The organism is Actinomadura darangshiensis (assembly GCF_004349235.1).
Classification (GTDB): Bacteria; Actinomycetota; Actinomycetes; order Streptosporangiales; family Streptosporangiaceae; genus Spirillospora; species Spirillospora darangshiensis.
In genome coordinates this window covers 41,475-58,015 of record NZ_SMKY01000021.1, presented here as the reverse complement: position 1 = coordinate 58,015, position 16,541 = coordinate 41,475, and the positions used below count along the sequence as shown (strand labels likewise).

Below are 16,541 nucleotides of genomic sequence, written 5' to 3'. Positions count from 1 at the left end.
GAACCCCCCGCCGCGTCATCCCACCCCGAGAAGAATCCCGAAAGGCACCCTGATGACCATTCGTCTGCGCGCCCCGCGCCGGCTGGCGGCCGTCGCCACGGCGAGCGCCCTGGCCCTCAGCCTTGCCGCCTGCGGCGGAACCACCAAGGACTCCGCGTCCGGCGATGGGGACGCGAAGGGCGGCGGGAACGCCACCGCGAACCCGAACGCGCCGCTGAAGAAGGGCCTGAAGCTGGCGTTCCTGCCGAAGCAGGTCAACAACCCCTACGAGACGATCGTCGACAACGCCGGCATCGCGGCGGCCAAGGAGTTCGAGGGGGAGGCCAAGGAGGTCGGCCCGTCCGACGCGTCCGCGTCCTCGCAGGTCTCCTACATCAACACCCTCATCCAGCAGCGGCACGACGCGATCCTCATCGCCGCCAACGACGCCAACGCGGTGTGCGGGCCGCTGAAGCAGGCGATGTCCAAGAACATCAAGATCGTCGCCTACGACTCCGACACCAACCCCGAGTGCCGGGACGTGTTCATCAACCAGGCCAGCTCCGAGGAGATCGGCCGCAGCGAGGTCAAGCTGCTGTCGGAGCAGATCGGCGGCAAGGGCGAGATCGCGATCCTGTCGGCGACCGCGAACGCCACCAACCAGAACACCTGGATCAAGTTCATGCAGGACGAGTTGAAGAAGCCGGAGCACTCCGGCCTGAAGCTCGTCAAGGTGGCCTACGGCGACGACGACGACCAGAAGTCGTTCCAGCAGACGCAGGGCCTGCTGCAGGCGTACCCGAACCTGAAGGGCATCATCTCGCCCACCACGGTCGGCATCGCCGCCGCGGCCCGCTACATCTCCGGCTCCAAGTACAAGGGCAAGGTCGCGCTGACCGGTCTCGGTACCCCCGACCAGATGCGCAAGTTCGTCAAGGACGGGACCGTCAAGGAGTTCGAGCTGTGGGACCCGAAGAACCTCGGCTACCTCGCCTCGTACGCGGCGGCGGCGCTGTCGTCCGGCCAGATCACCGGTGCGCAGGGTGAGAAGTTCAAGGCCGGCAAGCTCGGCGAGCGCTCGATCGGCGCCAACGGCGAGGTGATCCTCGGCCCGCCGACGGTCTTCGACTCCAAGAACATCGACCAGTACCACTTCTAGTCACGTGTCCGGAAGCAAGAAGCGCGTCTGCTTCCTGCTGAAGGTCAGGCAGGACCGCCTGGAGGAGTACAAGCTGCGCCACCAGGCGGTCTGGCCCGACATGCGCAGCGCTCTGCGCGACTCCGGCTGGCACAACTACTCGCTGTTCCTGCGGCCGGACGGCCTCCTCGTCGGCTACCTGGAGACCGACGACTTCGAGGCCGCCCGGCAGGCCATGGACCGCACCGAGGTCAACGCCCGGTGGCAGGCGGAGATGGCGCAGTTCTTCGAGGACCTCGACGGCCGTCCCGACGAGGGGATGCGGCCGCTCACCGAGGTCTTCCACCTGGATTGAGGAAAGAGGTAACCGTGACGGACACCAGCGCGGTGAAGGACGCCCTGCGCCGCCAGCAGATCGAGACTCCCTCGTGGGCGTACGGGAACTCGGGGACCCGGTTCAAGGTCTTCGCCCAGCGGGGCGTGCCGCGCACCCCGCAGGAGAAGATCGACGACGCCGCGCAGGTGCACCGGTTCACCGGCGTCGCGCCGAGCGTCGCCGTGCACATCCCTTGGGACAAGGTCGACGACTACGCCGCGCTGTCCGCGCACGCCAAGGAGAGGGGGGTGCGGATCGGGGCGGTGAACACCAACGTCTTCCAGGACGACGACTACATGCTCGGCAGCGTCACCAACCCCGACGCCGCCGTCCGCCGCAAGGCCCTCGACCACCTCCTCGAAGCGGTCGACATCATGGACCTGACGGGGTCGCGCGACCTGAAGCTCTGGTTCTCCGACGGGACGAACTATCCCGGGCAGGACGACATCCGCACCCGCCAGGACAGGATGGCCGAGGCCCTCGCGGCCGTCTACGAGCGGCTCGGCGCCGACCAGCGGTTCCTGCTGGAGTACAAGCTGTTCGAGCCGGCGTTCTACATGACCGACGTGCCGGACTGGGGCACCTCCTACGCGCACTGCCTGAAGCTCGGCCCGAAGGCGCAGGTCGTCGTCGACACCGGGCACCACGCGCCCGGCACCAACATCGAGTTCATCGTGGCGTTCCTGCTGCGCGAGGGGAAGCTCGGCGGGTTCGACTTCAACTCCCGCTTCTACGCCGACGACGACCTGATGGTGGGCGCGGCCGACCCGTTCCAGCTGTTCCGGATCATGCACGAGGTGATGCGGGGCGGCGGCTACGACGCCGAGACGGGCGTGGCGTTCATGCTCGACCAGTGCCACAACATCGAGCCCAAGATCCAGGGCCAGATCCGCTCGGTGATGAACGTCCAGGAGGCGACCGCGAAGGCGCTGCTCGTGGACGTGGACGCGCTGCGGTCCGCGCAGGACTCCGGTGACGTCCTCGGCGCGAACGGGGTGTTCATGGACGCCTACAACACCGACGTCCGCCCGCTGCTCGCCGAGCTGCGCGAGGAGATGGGCCTGGACCCGGACCCGGTCGCCGCCTACAGGGCGTCCGGCTACTACGAGCGGGTCGTCGAGGAACGCCAGGGCGGCCAGGCCGCGGGCTGGGGCGCCTGACCATGGCCGGGACGCTCCGCAGGAGCGACACCGTGACCGTGGCCCTGGCCACCGCCGCCTTGCTCGGCACGGCACTGGCGGGTGCCGGCCAGGCCGCCGCCGCGCCCGCCGCGAAACGGGCCGAGGGCCCGGCCGTGCACAGGCTGAGCGACACGCGGCTGGACGCGAAGGCGCTGTACTTCGTGTCCTATGACGGCCTGGTCAACAACGGCTCGTTCCAGCAGAGCGGCATCCTCACCTACGCGGGCTACCAGTACGCCGGGTGGTACACCGCCGACCGGAGCGCGGTCATCGCGCGGCGGCATCTGCCGAACGGCCCGTGGAAGAGCGTGACGCTGCCGCACAAGCTCAGCACCGACGACTCGCACAACGTGATCTCCATGGGCGTGTCGCCGCAGGACGGCCGCCTGCACGTGGCGATGGACACCCACGGCAACCAGGTGTACTACACCAGGTCCGAGCCGGGGCTCGCGTCCGACCCCTCCCCGAGCCGCTGGGACGCGTCCCGTTTCGGACCGGTCCAGCGCACGCTCGACGGCACCGACCTGGGCGGGATCACCTATCCCCAGTTCGCCGTCACGCCCGAGCGCAGGCTCCAGCTCGTGTACCGGACGGGCGGCTCCGGCAACGGCACCAACGAGATCGCCGAGTACGACGCGGCGGGCGGCGGCAGCTGGGCCAAGCTCGGCAAGTGGTCCAGCGCAGCCGGCACCTACGCCGGCAACGGGCAGACCAGCAGCGCCCGGAACATGTACGTGCACGGCATCACCTACGGCAAGGACGGCCGCCTGCACGCCGCGTTCACCTGGCGCGAGCAGAACTTCGGCGTCCTGTGCCATCCGGGCGGCCTGTCCAACCACGACACCGGCTACGTGTACTCCGACGACCGCGGCCGCACGTGGCGCAACGACGCCGGCCAGGTCGTGGGCACCACTGGCACCGCCGACCAGGTGGCGCTGGACGACCCGGGCCTGGTCGTCGACCCGCTCGACCCGAACCACGCGCTGATGAACCAGGAGAGCCAGGCGGTGGACGCGGCGGGCCGCCCGCACGTGATCATCAGTTATGTGCCGGGCCGGTTCACCCAGTGCGTCACCGACTTCACCGCCCAGCGCAAGGCGTACTCGCGCACGTTCCACCTGACCCGCGACGCCGCCGGGAAATGGCACAAGGTCGAGATCCCGGTGCCGAACGAGGCGTTCGGCCGCTCCCGGATCGTGTTCGACAAGGCGGACAACGCCTACGTGATCATGCCGTTCGGCCGGGTCGCCGCCGCGAGCAAGGCCGGCGGCTGGACCGACTGGAAGCTGCTCTTCGACGGCACCCACTACGGCGACGGCCGCACGCTCAACGCCTTCGGCGAGGTCCTCGTCGACGACTCCCGGGTCGCCTCCGACGGCGTCCTGTCCGTGATGTACCAGCAGAAGTCCACCGGAACGACCCCGTCCCCGATCCGCGTCATCGACTTCAAGCTCGGCTAGACAAGGTCGACAAGGAGCACCCGAGGATGCCCCCCACCCCACCACGCCGCTGGACCGCCGCCGCCGTCACCGCCGGGCTCGTCCTCGCCTGCGCCGTCCCCGCCCACGCGCGGGAGAAGGCGGCGCTGGGCGTCGCCGGGCTGGAGACCGAGCACGCCACCACCCCGATCGCCGTCTCCGACCCCAAGCCGCGCTTCGGCTGGCTGCTGAACTCGCGTGAGCGGGGCCAGCGGCAGACCGCCTACCGGATCTCGGTCGCCACCGCCGACGGCGGCAACGCGGTCTGGGACTCGGGCGCCGTGTCCGGGGCCCGCGCCTACGACGTCCGCTACGGCGGCCCGGCGCTCAAGCCCGCGACCCGCTACACCTGGCGGGTCAGGGTCGCCGACGCCGAAGGGGACTGGACGGACTGGAGCAGGCGGACATGGTTCGAGACCGCGCTCGCCGAGGACGGCTGGCGCGGCTCCTGGATCGGCGCCCCAGGCGACGCGGGCTCCACGCCGGACCTCGGCGGCACCAGCTGGATCTGGTATCCCGAAGGCGACCCGGCCACGGAGGCGCCCGCCGGTTCGCGCTACTTCCGGGGGGCGTTCGACCTCGCCTCCGTACCGGCGGGCGCCCGCCTGGTCGTGACCGGCGACGACGGCTTCACCGCGTGGGTGAACGGCGCCGAGGCCGGCGCCCGCGACCCCGACCCGGCGGCGGAGAACTGGAAGCGCCCCATCGTCGTCGACGTGGCGTCGAAGCTCCGGACGGGCCGCAACGTCATCGCCGTCAAGGCCACCAACGGCAGGGTCAGCCCGGCCGGGCTCCTCGGGAGGCTCGAACTGCCCGGCCGGGAACCGGGGCGGTTCGACACCGGCGCGGCCTGGCGGTCCGCGAACGAGGAGCCGTCCGGCGACTGGCGGGCGGCGGACTACGACGACGCGGGCTGGGCCAACGCGAAGGTGCTGACCGCCTGGGGCGGGTCGCCGTGGGGCGAGGTGACGCCTGAGAAGCCGACCCGTCCCGAGCCGCTCCTGCGCCGCGACTTCACCGTCCCCGGCAAGAAGATCGCCAAGGCCCGGCTGTACGCGGCGGCGGGCGGCTACGCCGAGCTGAGCCTGAACGGCAGGCGCGTCGGCGACGAGGTGCTGGAGCCGGGCTTCGTCCGCTACGACAAGCGCGTCGAGTACACCACCCACGACGTCACCCGGATGCTGCGGCGCGGCGGCAACGTGATCGGGGCGCGGCTCGGCCGCGGCTTCTACGGGATGACCCAGCAGAACGTCTGGAACTGGCACAAGGCGCCGTGGACCGCCGAGCCGCGGCTGATGGCCCAGCTCGTCGTCACCTACCGCGACGGCAGCTCCCAGACCATCGCGTCCGACGGGTCGTGGCGCTACGCCGAGGGCCCGGTCCGCTACGACTCCCTGTACGGCGGCGAGACCTACGACGCCCGCGAGGAGAAGCCCGGCTGGGACCGTCCCGGCTTCGACGCCTCCGCCTGGACGCAGGCGGCGGAACTCTCCGCGCCGACGGACAACGTCGTCCCCGAGGAGCACGAGCCGATCCGGGTCACGGGCACCCTCCGCCCGGTCGCCGTCACCAGCCCCAAGAAGGGGACGTACGTCTTCAAGCTGCCGCACAACATCGCCGGCTGGGCCCGCGTCCGCCCGAGCGGCCCGGCGGGCACGAAGATCAGCCTCAAGTACGGCGAGCGGCTCAACGGCGACGGCACCGTCCAGGCCGAGAACGGGAACGTCACCGGCCGCTTCCAGACCGACGAGTACATCCTGTCCGGGCGCGGCGAGGAGAGCTGGGAGGCCCGCTACAGCTACAAGGGCTTCCAGTACGTGGAGGTGACCGGCTGGCCAGGCGAGCCGCCCACCGCCGCCGACCTGGACGGCCGCGAAGTCCACACCGACCTGCGTTCCGACGGGACGTTCCGCAGCTCCAACGACCTGTTCAACACGATCGAGAAGATCACCCGGCAGACCGTCGTCAACAACTGGCACGGCATCCCGACCGACACCCCGATGTACGAGAAGAACGGGTGGACCGGCGACGCCCAGCTCATGGCCGAGATGGAGATGGGCCGGTTCGACCTGCGGCGGCCGTTCACCAAGTGGATGACCGACCACCGCGACAGCCAGGGCCCGGACGGGCTCGTCCCCGCGATCGTCCCCGACGACGGCTGGGGCCTCGGCGCCGGATGGCCGTCGCCGCCGTGGCACGCCTCCTTCACCGTCATCCCGTGGCAGATGTACGAGCGGTACGGCGACCGCGACGTCCTGTCCGACAACTACGCGGCGATGCGCCGCTACCTGGACGGCTGGCTCACCCGCGCCGACGACGAGGGCCTCTACCCCAGCCAGCTGAACGACTACCTGGCGCCCGGGTACGGCGGCAACACGCCCGAGGACAAGCGGCTGCACGGCACCGCCTACACCTACTCCAACTCGCTGATCATGGCCGACATCGCCGGGGTCCTCGGCCAGGGCGCCGACGCGGCCCGCTACCGGGCGGCCGCCGCGAAGATGAAGACCGCGTTCAACAGGGCGTTCCTGCGCGGCGACGCCTACGTCACCGACACAGACCCCGGCTACCGGCAGGCGTCGGCGCTGATCGCGCTGGCCCTCGGGCTGGTGCCGGAGGAGTCGCAGAAGGCGGTCACCGACCGGCTCGTCCGCGACATCGAGGAGCGCGGCGATCACCTCAACACCGGGGCGCTCGGCACCAAGTACCTGCTGACCGAGCTGACCGCGCGCGGCCACGGCGAGCTGGCCTACAAGGTCGCCACCCAGCGCACCTATCCCAGCTGGGGGTACTGGGTCGACAACGGCGCGACGACGCTGTGGGAGCGCTGGGACCTGGACGCCCGGTCCCGCGACCACGTGTTCCTCGGCGGCGCCATCGGCGAGTGGTTCACCGAGGACCTCGCCGGGATCGAGCCCGCCGCGCCCGGGTTCGACCGGATCACGGTCGCGCCCAAGCCGCTCGGCGACCTGACCTCGGTGAACTCGGCGGTGCCCACCCCGCACGGCCCGGTGACGGTCCGCTGGAAGCGGTCCGGCGCCGGGTTCGACCTGGAGGTCGGCGTCCCGGTGGGCGCGACCGCCGAGATCCACCTGCCCGCCGCCGCGGCGGAGCGGGTCACCGAGAGCGGACGGCCGGCCGGCTCGGCCGACGGCGTCCGCGTCCTGGGCGCCGGGGACGGCACCGTCCGCCTCGCGGCCGTCTCCGGGACGTACCGATTCCACGCACGCAGATGAGGAGATATCCGATGACCGCCACTCCACCCGAGGTGGAGCAGCTGCTCGACCGGGCCAACACCCTCGGCTCGGACCCGCGCAACACCAACTACGCGGGCGGCAACGCGTCCGCGAAGGGCACGGTCACCGACCCCGTGACGGCCCGCGACGTCGAGCTGATGTGGGTGAAGGGCTCCGGCGGCGACCTCGGCACCCTCACCGAGAAGGGCCTGGCCGTCCTGCGCTTGGACCGCATGCGCGCCCTCGCGGACGTCTACCCGGGCGTCGAGCGCGAGGACGAGATGGTCGCCGCGTTCGACTACTGCCTGCACGGCAAGGGCGGCGCCGCGCCGTCCATCGACACCGCCATGCACGGCCTCGTGGAGGCCGCGCACGTCGACCACCTGCACCCCGACTCCGGCATCGCGATCGCGACGGCCGCGGACGGCGCGGAGCTGACCCGGCGGATCTTCGGCGACCGGGTGGCGTGGGTGCCGTGGCGGCGCCCCGGCTTCCAGCTCGGCCTCGACATCGCCGCGATCAAGCGCGCCAACCCGCAGGCCATCGGCGTGGTCCTCGGCGGGCACGGCATCACCGCCTGGGGCGAGACCAGCGAGGAGTGCAAGGCCAACTCGCTCGACATCATCCGCACCGCGGAGACCTACATCGCCGAGCACGGCAAGGCCGACCCGTTCGGCGAGGTCGTCCACGCCACGCTGCCGCAGGACGAGCGGCACGCCCGCGCCGCCGCCCTGCTCCCGCTGGTCCGGGGGCTGGCGTCCACCGACCGGCCGCAGGTCGGGCACTTCACCGACGGCGAGGCCGTGCTCGACTTCGTGTCCCGCGCCGAGCACCCGCGGCTCGCGGCGCTCGGCACGTCCTGCCCGGACCACTTCCTGCGCACCAAGGTCGCGCCGATGGTCCTGGACCTGCCGCCGGACGCCCCGCTCGACGACGCCAAGGCCCGCCTGAAGGAGCTGCACGCCGCCTACCGCGAGGAGTACGCGGCCTACTACGACCGGAACGCCGTCCCCGGGTCGCCCGCCATGCGCGGCGCGGACCCCGCGATCGTGCTGGTCCCCGGCGTCGGCATGTTCTCCTTCGGCGCCGACAAGCAGACCGCGCGGGTCGCGGGCGAGTTCTACGTCAACGCGATCAACGTGATGCGCGGCGCCGAGGCGCTGTCGTCGTACGCGCCGATCGACGAGGCGGAGAAGTTCCGCATCGAGTACTGGGAGCTGGAGGAGGCCAAGCTCCGCCGGATGCCGGAGCCGAAGCCGCTCGCCACCCGGGTCGCGCTGGTCACCGGCGGCGGCTCGGGCATCGGCGCGGCCACCGCCCGCCGCCTCGCCGCCGAGGGCGCCTGCGTCGTCGTCGCCGACATGGACGTCGCCGCGGCCGAGAAGGTCGCCGCCGAGATCGGCGCGAAGGCGCCGCGCGAATCCGACGTCGCGATCGCGGCCGGCGCCGACGTCACCTCTGAGGAGGAGATCGCCGCGGCCGTCCGCGCCGCGGTCCTGGCGTTCGGAGGCGTCGACCTCGTCGTCAACAACGCCGGCCTGTCCATCTCCAAGCCGCTGCTGGACACGACCGCCGCCGACTGGGACCTCCAGCACGACGTCATGGCGCGGGGCTCGTTCCTGGTCTCCCGGGAGACCGCCCGCGTGATGATCGAGCAGGGGATGGGCGGCGACATCGTCTACGTCTCGTCCAAGAACGGCGTCTTCGCCGGGCCGAACAACATCGCCTACGGCGCGACCAAGGCCGACCAGGCGCACCAGGTCCGGCTGCTGGCCGCCGAACTCGGCGGGCACGGCGTCCGCGTCAACGGCATCAACCCCGACGGGGTCGTCCGCGGCTCGGGGATCTTCGCCGGCGGCTGGGGCGCCAAGCGCGCCGCCGTCTACGGCGTGGAGGAGGAGAGGCTCGGCGAGTTCTACGCCCAGCGGACGCTCCTCAAGCGCGAGGTGCTGCCCGAGCACGTCGCCGCCGCCGTCTTCGCCCTCACCGGTGGAGACCTGACCCACACCACCGGACTGCACATCCCCGTGGACGCCGGCGTCGCCGCCGCGTTCCTGCGCTGAGGAGGCCACGCAGCGAAGAGAAGGCCGGCCGGCGGCCCGGACCGCGCGGCCGCGGTGCTCACATCACCGCGGCGGCGCCGTCCCCACCCGGGCCGCCGGCCGTCCTTACTGGGCCCGCTCGACCAAAAGGAACCCGAAGGGATAACGATGTCTCCGGCGAAGAAGTTCACGCGTTCCCACGTGTCCGTCATCACGTCCTTGAGCCTGGGCGCAGCCGCCCTGGTAGCCGTCCCGTCCGGTGTCGCCTCCGCGGCGCCCCGAGATCCGCTGGGGCTGCCGTCCCTGTCCCACGCCGGCCGCTACGTGCTCGCCCCCTCCGGCCGGACGGTCCGCCCGGCGAAGGTGGCGGAGTCGCACGGGCTGAACGGCGACTACGTGACCGCCGCGTCCGAGAAGTCCGAGAAGGAAGGGCACGGCCTGGACGCCGGGACGTCCACCACCGCCAAGGCGGACGGCGTCATGACCCGCCAGACGGGCGACAAGGCGGGGGCGGGCTTCGGCTACCGCATGCACGTCACGCCCGGACGTCCGGTCACGCTCCGGGTGGAGGAGGCGGGCAGCGCCACCGCCCATTACGAGGTGCTGGTGAACGGCAAGGTCGTCCATGAACGCAAGCCCGACCCCGCGCAGGCCGGGGTGTGGAGCGGCGACAAGGCGGGTCTCGTCCACTACGACGTGGACGTTCCGGCGCGGCTCGTCGGCTCCGCCAAGGAGATCGCGGTCACCTTCCGCAACACCGGCGAGCCCGGGCCCGGCGCCCGCATCCACGCCGTCTGGACGCTTTACAAGGGCGGGCGCGCCCCTGCCGCGCCCTACGGCGGGACGGTCGAGAACCCGTCCGGCGCGTTCCGCCACGGCGGCACCAGGCTGACGTCCAACGAGTACGGCCGCCCCTACGTCGTCTACGACTTCGGGCAGGAGGTCGGCGGCCAGATCCAGGTGACCGCCGACGTCCGCAAGGGCACGCCCAAGCTCGGCCTGGCGTTCAGCGAGAGCGACCAGTACCTCACCACCGCGTCCGACTACAGCCAGGACCCCGTGGGCCTCGCCACCGAGACCCACTACCTCGACACCGAGGCGGGACGTTCCGCCATGACCGACCCGGTGATCCGGGGCGGGTTCCGCTACCTCATGGTCTTCCTGGACGGCCCCGGCGAGGTGAAGCTGTCCGACCTGCGGCTGAAGTTCACCGCCGACCCGGCCAACCCCGACCTGGACGGCTACAAGGGCGCGTTCCTGTCCAGCGACGACACCCTGAACCGGCTCTGGTACGCGGGCGCCTACACCGTCCAGATGGCGACGATCGACCCGACGACCGGGCGCCCCTACCCGGGTCAGGAGGGACCGGTCCGCAACGACGCCATCGTCGGCGAGGGCGACAGCGTCATCAGCGACGGCGCCAAGCGCGACCGCATGATCTGGGGCGGCGACAACGCCGTCGCCGACGCGGTCTCGTACCTGTCGACGGGGCTGCCGGGGCCGTCCGCCAACGCGGTCGGGTTCATGGCCAAGGGGCAGGCGGCCAGCGGCCAGATCCCCGGCCTCTACCTGACCGACAAGCTCGGCTACAACATGGGCTGGGGCGAGTACGCGGCCTGGTGGGTCAACAACTACTGGACCCACTACCTCTACACCGGCGACCAGGCGTTCTTCGACAAGTGGTACGACGCGATGAAGAAGAACGTCGCCTGGCTGGAGTCGAACGCCGGGGACGACGGGCTCCTCACCATGAAGGGCGCCGGCGGCACCTGGGGCTACGGCAACGACGCCGGCGGCACCTACGTCTCGTCGCTGTACGTCAAGGTGCTCGGGCAGGCGGCGGGTGCGGCCGAGGCCAAGGGCGACACCGACCTCGCCAAGACCTACCGCGAGCACGCCGCCCGCACCGCCAAGGCGGTCAACGACCACCTGTGGGACCCGGACGCCGGCGCGTACAAGGTCAGCGCGTCCGACGGCCGCCACCCGCAGGACGGCAACGCCATGGCGGTCGTCGCGGGCGTTGCCACCGGAGAGCGGGCCGAGTCGGTCCTCAAGTTCTTCGGCGGCGCGCTCGCCAACCCGCACGGCGACCTCACCGTCGACAAGCCGGGCGGTGTCGTCCCGCAGTACATCAGCCCGTTCGTATCCGCCCAGTCGCTGCTCGCGCACTCCTCCCAGGACGACATGACGGGCGCGATGTCGCTGCTGCGCCGCACCTGGTACCCGATGCTCGGCAAGGCGCAGCCCGGCACGCTTTGGGAGAACGTCAGCCCGGCCGGTGCGCCTCAACTGGGCTCCTACACGAGCCTGTCGCACGGGTGGGCCGCCGCGCCGACCTCGTTCCTCACCAACCAGGTCCTCGGCGTCACGCCGACCTCCGGCGGGTTCGGGACGTTCACCGTCCTGCCGCACCCGGCGAGCGGCCTCCGCTGGGCCGAGGGGCGCGTGCCGACACCGCACGGCGACATCATCGCCGCCTGGAAGCAGCGCGGCAGGACGTTCACGCTCCGCGTCGCCGCGCCCGACGGCACCACCGCCACGGCCGGCGTCCCGGCACAGGGCGCCTCGGAGGTCCGGGTCGACGGAAGGGTCGTCTGGCACGACGGCGCGGCCGTGAAACCAGGCGTCACGGTCCGGGACGGCCTCGTCCAGGTCCCCGGACTGACCGGCACCTCCACCCTGACCGCCACCCGCTGACCTGGAGTGATGATGATGGTTCCCCCCACCACCACGGCACGCCGTTCGCTGGCACGGGCCGCCGTCGCCGCCGCTCTCACGATCGGCAGCACCGCCGCGCTCGCGCTGCCCGCCGTCGCCGCGCCGCACCCGAAGGGCCCCTGGCAGGACGCCTCCTACAGCCCGCACCCAGGCCAGTGGCGGCCCTACGTCCTGGCCCCGTCCAGCCGCGACGTCAAGCCCGTCAAGGTGTTCAAGGCCGACCCGCGGCAAGGGAGGATCGACGGCTCTCCGGACGGCGCGCTCAAGAAGGGCGGCGGCTCCGTGCGGCTCGGCGGCGCCGCCGACCTGGCGGGCTCCCCGCTGCTGATCGTCGACTTCGGCAAGGAGGTCGCCGGGCATCTCAACGTCCGCGTGAAGGGCGCCTCCGGGTCGCCGAAGCTGCGCGCCTGCTTCTCCGAGTCGGTGCAGTACATGGCGCTGGCCCCGGACGCCAACGACGGCCAGGGCAAGATCGCGCCCGGCTGCGACACCGCCAACATCTGGAACGGCTTCCCCGGCCAGCCCTACACCGAGGACACCGACAGCCACGCCCTCTCCCTGGACGGTGTGAAGCTGCCCGGCACCGTTCGCGACAAGGAGCTGCGCGGCGGATTCCGGTACGCGACGCTCTTCCTGGACGGCCCCGGCAGCGTCGACGTCGACGCGATCTCGCTCGACTTCACCGCCGCGCCCGACCAGCGCGACCTGGACGGCTACCGCGGCCACTTCCTGTCCAGCGACAACCTGCTCAACAAGATCTGGTACGCGGGCGCCTACACCGTCCAGATCAACACCGGCGCGTCCGACACCGCCAAGAACTGGCCGTACCAGCCGGGCGAGGGCGACCACGCCGACGACCCCGTCCCGCACGCCGACCCGAAGACGTCCGTCATCTACGACGGCGGCAAGCGCGACCGGATCGTCTGGCAGGGCGACCTCGCCGTCCAGGCGCCCGTCACCTACGTCAGCACCTACGACATGGGCTCGGTCGACAACTCGCTGTCGTCGCTCGCCGCCCAGCAACTCCCGGACGGCTACATGCCCGCCGCGAGCCTCGTCGGGCAGCACAACCAGGACGAGCTGCGCACCTACGGCGAGTACGTCACCTGGTTCGTGTCCAACATGTACGAGCACTGGTGGTACACCGGCGACCGCGCCTACCTCGACACGTGGTGGCCGCAGCTCACCCGGGCGACCGCCTGGCTGGAGTCGGTCCGCGCCGAGGACGACCAGGGCCTGATCGGCTTCAAGAACTCCGGGTCGTGCGGCCACTACGGCTACTCCGACTGCGGCCATGAGACCTACGTCAACGCGCTCTACGCCCGCAATCTGGAGCAGATGGCCGCGATGGCCAAGGCGCGCGGCGACGCGTCCGCCGCCAAGACCTACGGCGGCCGGTCCGCCGCCGTGAAGAAGGCCGTCAACGACCAGCTCTGGGATGAGAAGACCGGCGCCTACCGGCTGTCCCGCGAGATCCCCGGCGCCTACCCGCAGGACGGCAACGTCACCGCCGTCCTCACCGGCATCGCCGGCGGCGACCGCGCCGAGCGCGCCCTCGCCTACCTCCGCGCCAAGAACTGGACGGACATCGGGTCGCTGACGGTCTCCCAGTCCACCCCGAACGCGAGCCTCCCGCCGTTCTACGCGCCGCTGCCGAGCGGGTTCGAGGCCGACGCCCGCCTGGAGACCGGCGACTCGTCCGGCCTGGAGCTGATCCGCAAGTTCTGGGGCCACCAGCTCAAGCAGGACCCCGGCTCCACGTTCTGGGAGCACATCCAGCCGGACGGCACGCCCAACCTGAAGCAGTTCTCCAGCCTCGCGCACGGCTGGGCGGCGCAGCCCACCGTCACCCTGAGCTCGAAGGTGCTGGGCGTGCGCCCGGCCGCTCCCGGGTACTCGTCCTGGGCCGTGGTCCCGTTCACCGGCGAGCTGAAGTGGGCCGAGGGGAGCGTCCCGACGCCGCACGGTGACATCGCCGCGTCCTGGCGCAGGACCCGGCACGGCTTCCAGCTGAAGGTCACCGCGCCGCATGGCACCCACGGCCGGCTCGCCGTCCCGGTCGACTCGTCCACCCGCAGGGTCACCCTCGACGGACGGACGGTCTGGGCCGCCGGCAAGCCCACCGCACGCGGCGTGTCCAGCGACGGCAGGTACGTCTACGTGGACGGCGCGAGGGGATCGGCGCACACGATGCGGACGGTGACGCGATGATCCGCAAGAGCGTCGCCGCGGCGATCGCCGTGCCCGCCGTCCTGCTCGGCTCGGTCCCCGCCGCGTCCGCGCAGCCGGCGGGGACGCAGCCGGCCGACCAGGTCCTCGCCCCGGCGAGCCGCACCGTGAAGCCGCGCGCCGTCACGCTGTCGGACGCGCGCGGCGGCTCGATCGACGGCCGTCCCGACGCGCTGCTGCGCAGGGACGGGAAGGCCGTGCGGCTGACCAGCACGGGCGGACGCGCCACGTCCCCGATCATCACGCTCGACTTCGGCGGCGACATCGCCGGCAAGGCCGCACTGCGGGTCCTGAGCGCGTCCCAGAACCGGCCCGGACTGCATGTGTGCTTCTCCGAGTCCCGCATGCACATGGCGCTCAAGCCCGGTCAGAACGGCGGCGAGACCGAGCACGCGCCCGGCTGCGACACCGCCAACGTCTTCAACGGCTACCCCGGCCAGCCCTACACCTGGGACTCCGACAGCCACGCGCTGCCGCTGGACAAGGCCCGCCTCCCCGCCACCGTCAAGGACGACGAGCTGCGCGGCGGTTTCCGGTACGCGACGGTCTTCCTGGACGGCCCCGGCTGGGTCGACCTCGACGCGATGACCGTCGGCTTCACGGCGGCGCCGAACCAGCGCGACCTGCGCGCCTACCGGGGGTCGTTCCGGTCCGCCGACCCGGAGCTGAACAAGATCTGGTACGCGGGCGCCTACACCGTCCAGCTCGACACCGACCTGCCGACGCGGCTCAAGGGCAACATCGCCGCCGACCCCGCGGCCGTCTGCTGGCCGAACACGCCCGGCGAGCCGGACACGTCGCACAACACCCTCGCCGTCGCCGATCCGAACATCCCGGTGATGCTGGACGGCGGCAAGCGCGACCGCGACCCGTTCACCGGCGACCTCGCCGTCCAGGGCCCGGTGGCCTACCTGTCGACCGGCGACACCGCGACGCTGCGCAACACGCTCGACGCGTTCGCCAAGCAGCAGGTCGCGGACGGGTTCGTCCCCGGCAACGGCCAGATCTGCCCGGAGAGCAACGGCCATGTCCTGGGTGACTACAACGTCTGGTTCGTCCACGACGTCTACTTGCACTGGCTCTACACCGCCGATCCCAAGGCGCTCGGCGACTGGTGGACGGCCGTCACCGGCGCCACCGACTGGGCCGCCAAGCAGATCGACGACAGCGGGCTGGTCAGCTACGCGGCCTACGGCGACGACGGGGGCTGCGGCACCTACGGCTACAACAACTGCGAGCACCTCACCTTCTTCAACGCCGGCCTCTACCAGGCCCTGCGGGAGGTCGCGCAGATGGCGAGGGCCAAGGGCCAGGACGATCTGGCCGCGTCCTACGAGAGCAAGGCCGGCGGCCTCGCCAAGGCGATCCAGGCCAAGCTGTGGGACGAGGAGGCCGGCGCCTACCGGCAGAGCACCGAGAAGCCGGACGTGTACCCGCAGGACGCCAACGCCTTCGCCGTGTCGGCGGGCATCGCCGCCCCGGCGCAGGCGCGGCGGGCGATGGCCTACCTGAAGACCCGCAACTGGGGGCCGTACGGGTCGCTGACCGTCCCGGAGGGCACGACCGGCGCGGCCATCGACCCCCGCTACGAGCCGCTGCCGCAGGGCGTCGAGGCCGACGCGCGCTTCGGCGTGGACGACGCGAGCGGCCTCGAACTGATCCGGCGCGGATGGGGCTACCAGCTGAAGCGGGACCCGGGGAACACCTTCTGGGAGAAGGCGAACCCCGACGGCACGCCCGGCATCGGCTCGTTCACCAGCCTCGCGCACGGCTGGGCGAGCCAGCCGACGGTGACCCTGACCAACCGCGTCCTCGGCGTCACCCCGACCGGCGCCGGGTACACCAGGTTCGACGTGCGGCCGCACCCGTCCGGCCTGCCCTGGGCACAGGGGACCGTCCCGACCCCGCACGGTGACATCGTGGCGTCCTGGCGCAGGACCGGGCACGGCTTCCAGCTGAAGGTCACCGCGCCGCGCGGCACCCACGGCCGGCTCGCCGTCCCGGTCGACTCGTCCACCCGCAGGGTCACCCTGGACGGACGGACGGTCTGGGCCGCGGGCAAGCCCACCGCACGCGGCGTGTCCACCGACGGCAGCTTCGTCTACGTGGACGGGGCGTCCGCCGGGCGCCACACGCTCACAGCCCATTAGCCCGACAGGAGGAG

The 16,541-nt window shown here is 71.8% G+C and carries 9 protein-coding genes; all 9 read left to right on the top strand.

Features of this window, described 5'->3' with window-relative positions; all coding sequences use genetic code 11:
• The first annotated feature begins 52 nt into the window (after nt 1-52).
• The 9 genes from rhaS (at nt 53) to E1293_RS07345 (ending at nt 16,527) form a co-directional block, all read left to right on the top strand.
• Nucleotides 53-1,138 carry a rhamnose ABC transporter substrate-binding protein gene (rhaS, locus tag E1293_RS07385; protein WP_132195202.1) on the top strand — a complete coding sequence of 362 codons (1,086 nt, stop codon included), beginning with the start codon at nt 53-55 and terminating at the stop codon, nt 1,136-1,138.
• Nucleotides 1,139-1,142: 4 nt separating this feature from the next.
• A complete protein-coding gene (locus E1293_RS07380) occupies nt 1,143-1,472 on the top strand; it encodes an L-rhamnose mutarotase (protein WP_132195200.1) in 330 nt (109 codons plus the stop codon).
• Between the two features lie 14 nt (nt 1,473-1,486).
• Nucleotides 1,487-2,653 carry an L-rhamnose isomerase gene (gene rhaI, locus E1293_RS07375; protein ID WP_132195198.1) on the top strand — a complete coding sequence of 389 codons (1,167 nt, stop codon included), beginning with the start codon at nt 1,487-1,489 and terminating at the stop codon, nt 2,651-2,653.
• Between the two features lie 32 nt (nt 2,654-2,685).
• Entirely contained in the window at nt 2,686-4,134 is a 1,449-nt protein-coding gene (locus E1293_RS07370; RefSeq protein WP_243716077.1) for a BNR repeat-containing protein, read from the top strand.
• 26 nt (nt 4,135-4,160) lie between these two features.
• Nucleotides 4,161-7,388, top strand: coding sequence for a family 78 glycoside hydrolase catalytic domain (locus E1293_RS07365; RefSeq protein ID WP_132195194.1), 3,228 nt, complete (start codon nt 4,161-4,163; stop codon nt 7,386-7,388).
• An 11-nt stretch (nt 7,389-7,399) separates the two neighbouring features.
• Nucleotides 7,400-9,451, top strand: a complete 2,052-nt coding sequence (locus E1293_RS07360) for a bifunctional aldolase/short-chain dehydrogenase (protein WP_132195192.1) — start codon at nt 7,400-7,402, stop codon at nt 9,449-9,451.
• Between the two features lie 147 nt (nt 9,452-9,598).
• Nucleotides 9,599-12,127, top strand: coding sequence for an alpha-L-rhamnosidase-related protein (locus E1293_RS07355; RefSeq protein WP_132195190.1), 2,529 nt, complete (start codon nt 9,599-9,601; stop codon nt 12,125-12,127).
• A 9-nt stretch (nt 12,128-12,136) separates the two neighbouring features.
• Nucleotides 12,137-14,359: an alpha-L-rhamnosidase C-terminal domain-containing protein gene (locus tag E1293_RS07350; protein WP_132195188.1), complete on the top strand. Its 2,223-nt coding sequence runs from the start codon at nt 12,137-12,139 to the stop codon at nt 14,357-14,359.
• Entirely contained in the window at nt 14,356-16,527 is a 2,172-nt protein-coding gene (locus tag E1293_RS07345) for an alpha-L-rhamnosidase-related protein (protein ID WP_132195186.1), read from the top strand. Before E1293_RS07350 ends, E1293_RS07345 begins: the two co-directional genes overlap by 4 nt.
• The last annotated feature ends 14 nt before the right edge of the window (nt 16,528-16,541 follow it).

Coding starts and splice junctions, on each gene's coding strand:
- rhaS (WP_132195202.1), top strand. CDS start 53: ATGACCATTCGTCTGCGCGCCCCGCGCCGGCTGGCGGCCGTCGCCACG.
- E1293_RS07365 (WP_132195194.1), top strand. CDS start 4,161: ATGCCCCCCACCCCACCACGCCGCTGGACCGCCGCCGCCGTCACCGCC.
- E1293_RS07360 (WP_132195192.1), top strand. CDS start 7,400: ATGACCGCCACTCCACCCGAGGTGGAGCAGCTGCTCGACCGGGCCAAC.
- E1293_RS07355 (WP_132195190.1), top strand. CDS start 9,599: ATGTCTCCGGCGAAGAAGTTCACGCGTTCCCACGTGTCCGTCATCACG.
- E1293_RS07350 (WP_132195188.1), top strand. CDS start 12,137: ATGATGATGGTTCCCCCCACCACCACGGCACGCCGTTCGCTGGCACGG.
- E1293_RS07345 (WP_132195186.1), top strand. CDS start 14,356: ATGATCCGCAAGAGCGTCGCCGCGGCGATCGCCGTGCCCGCCGTCCTG.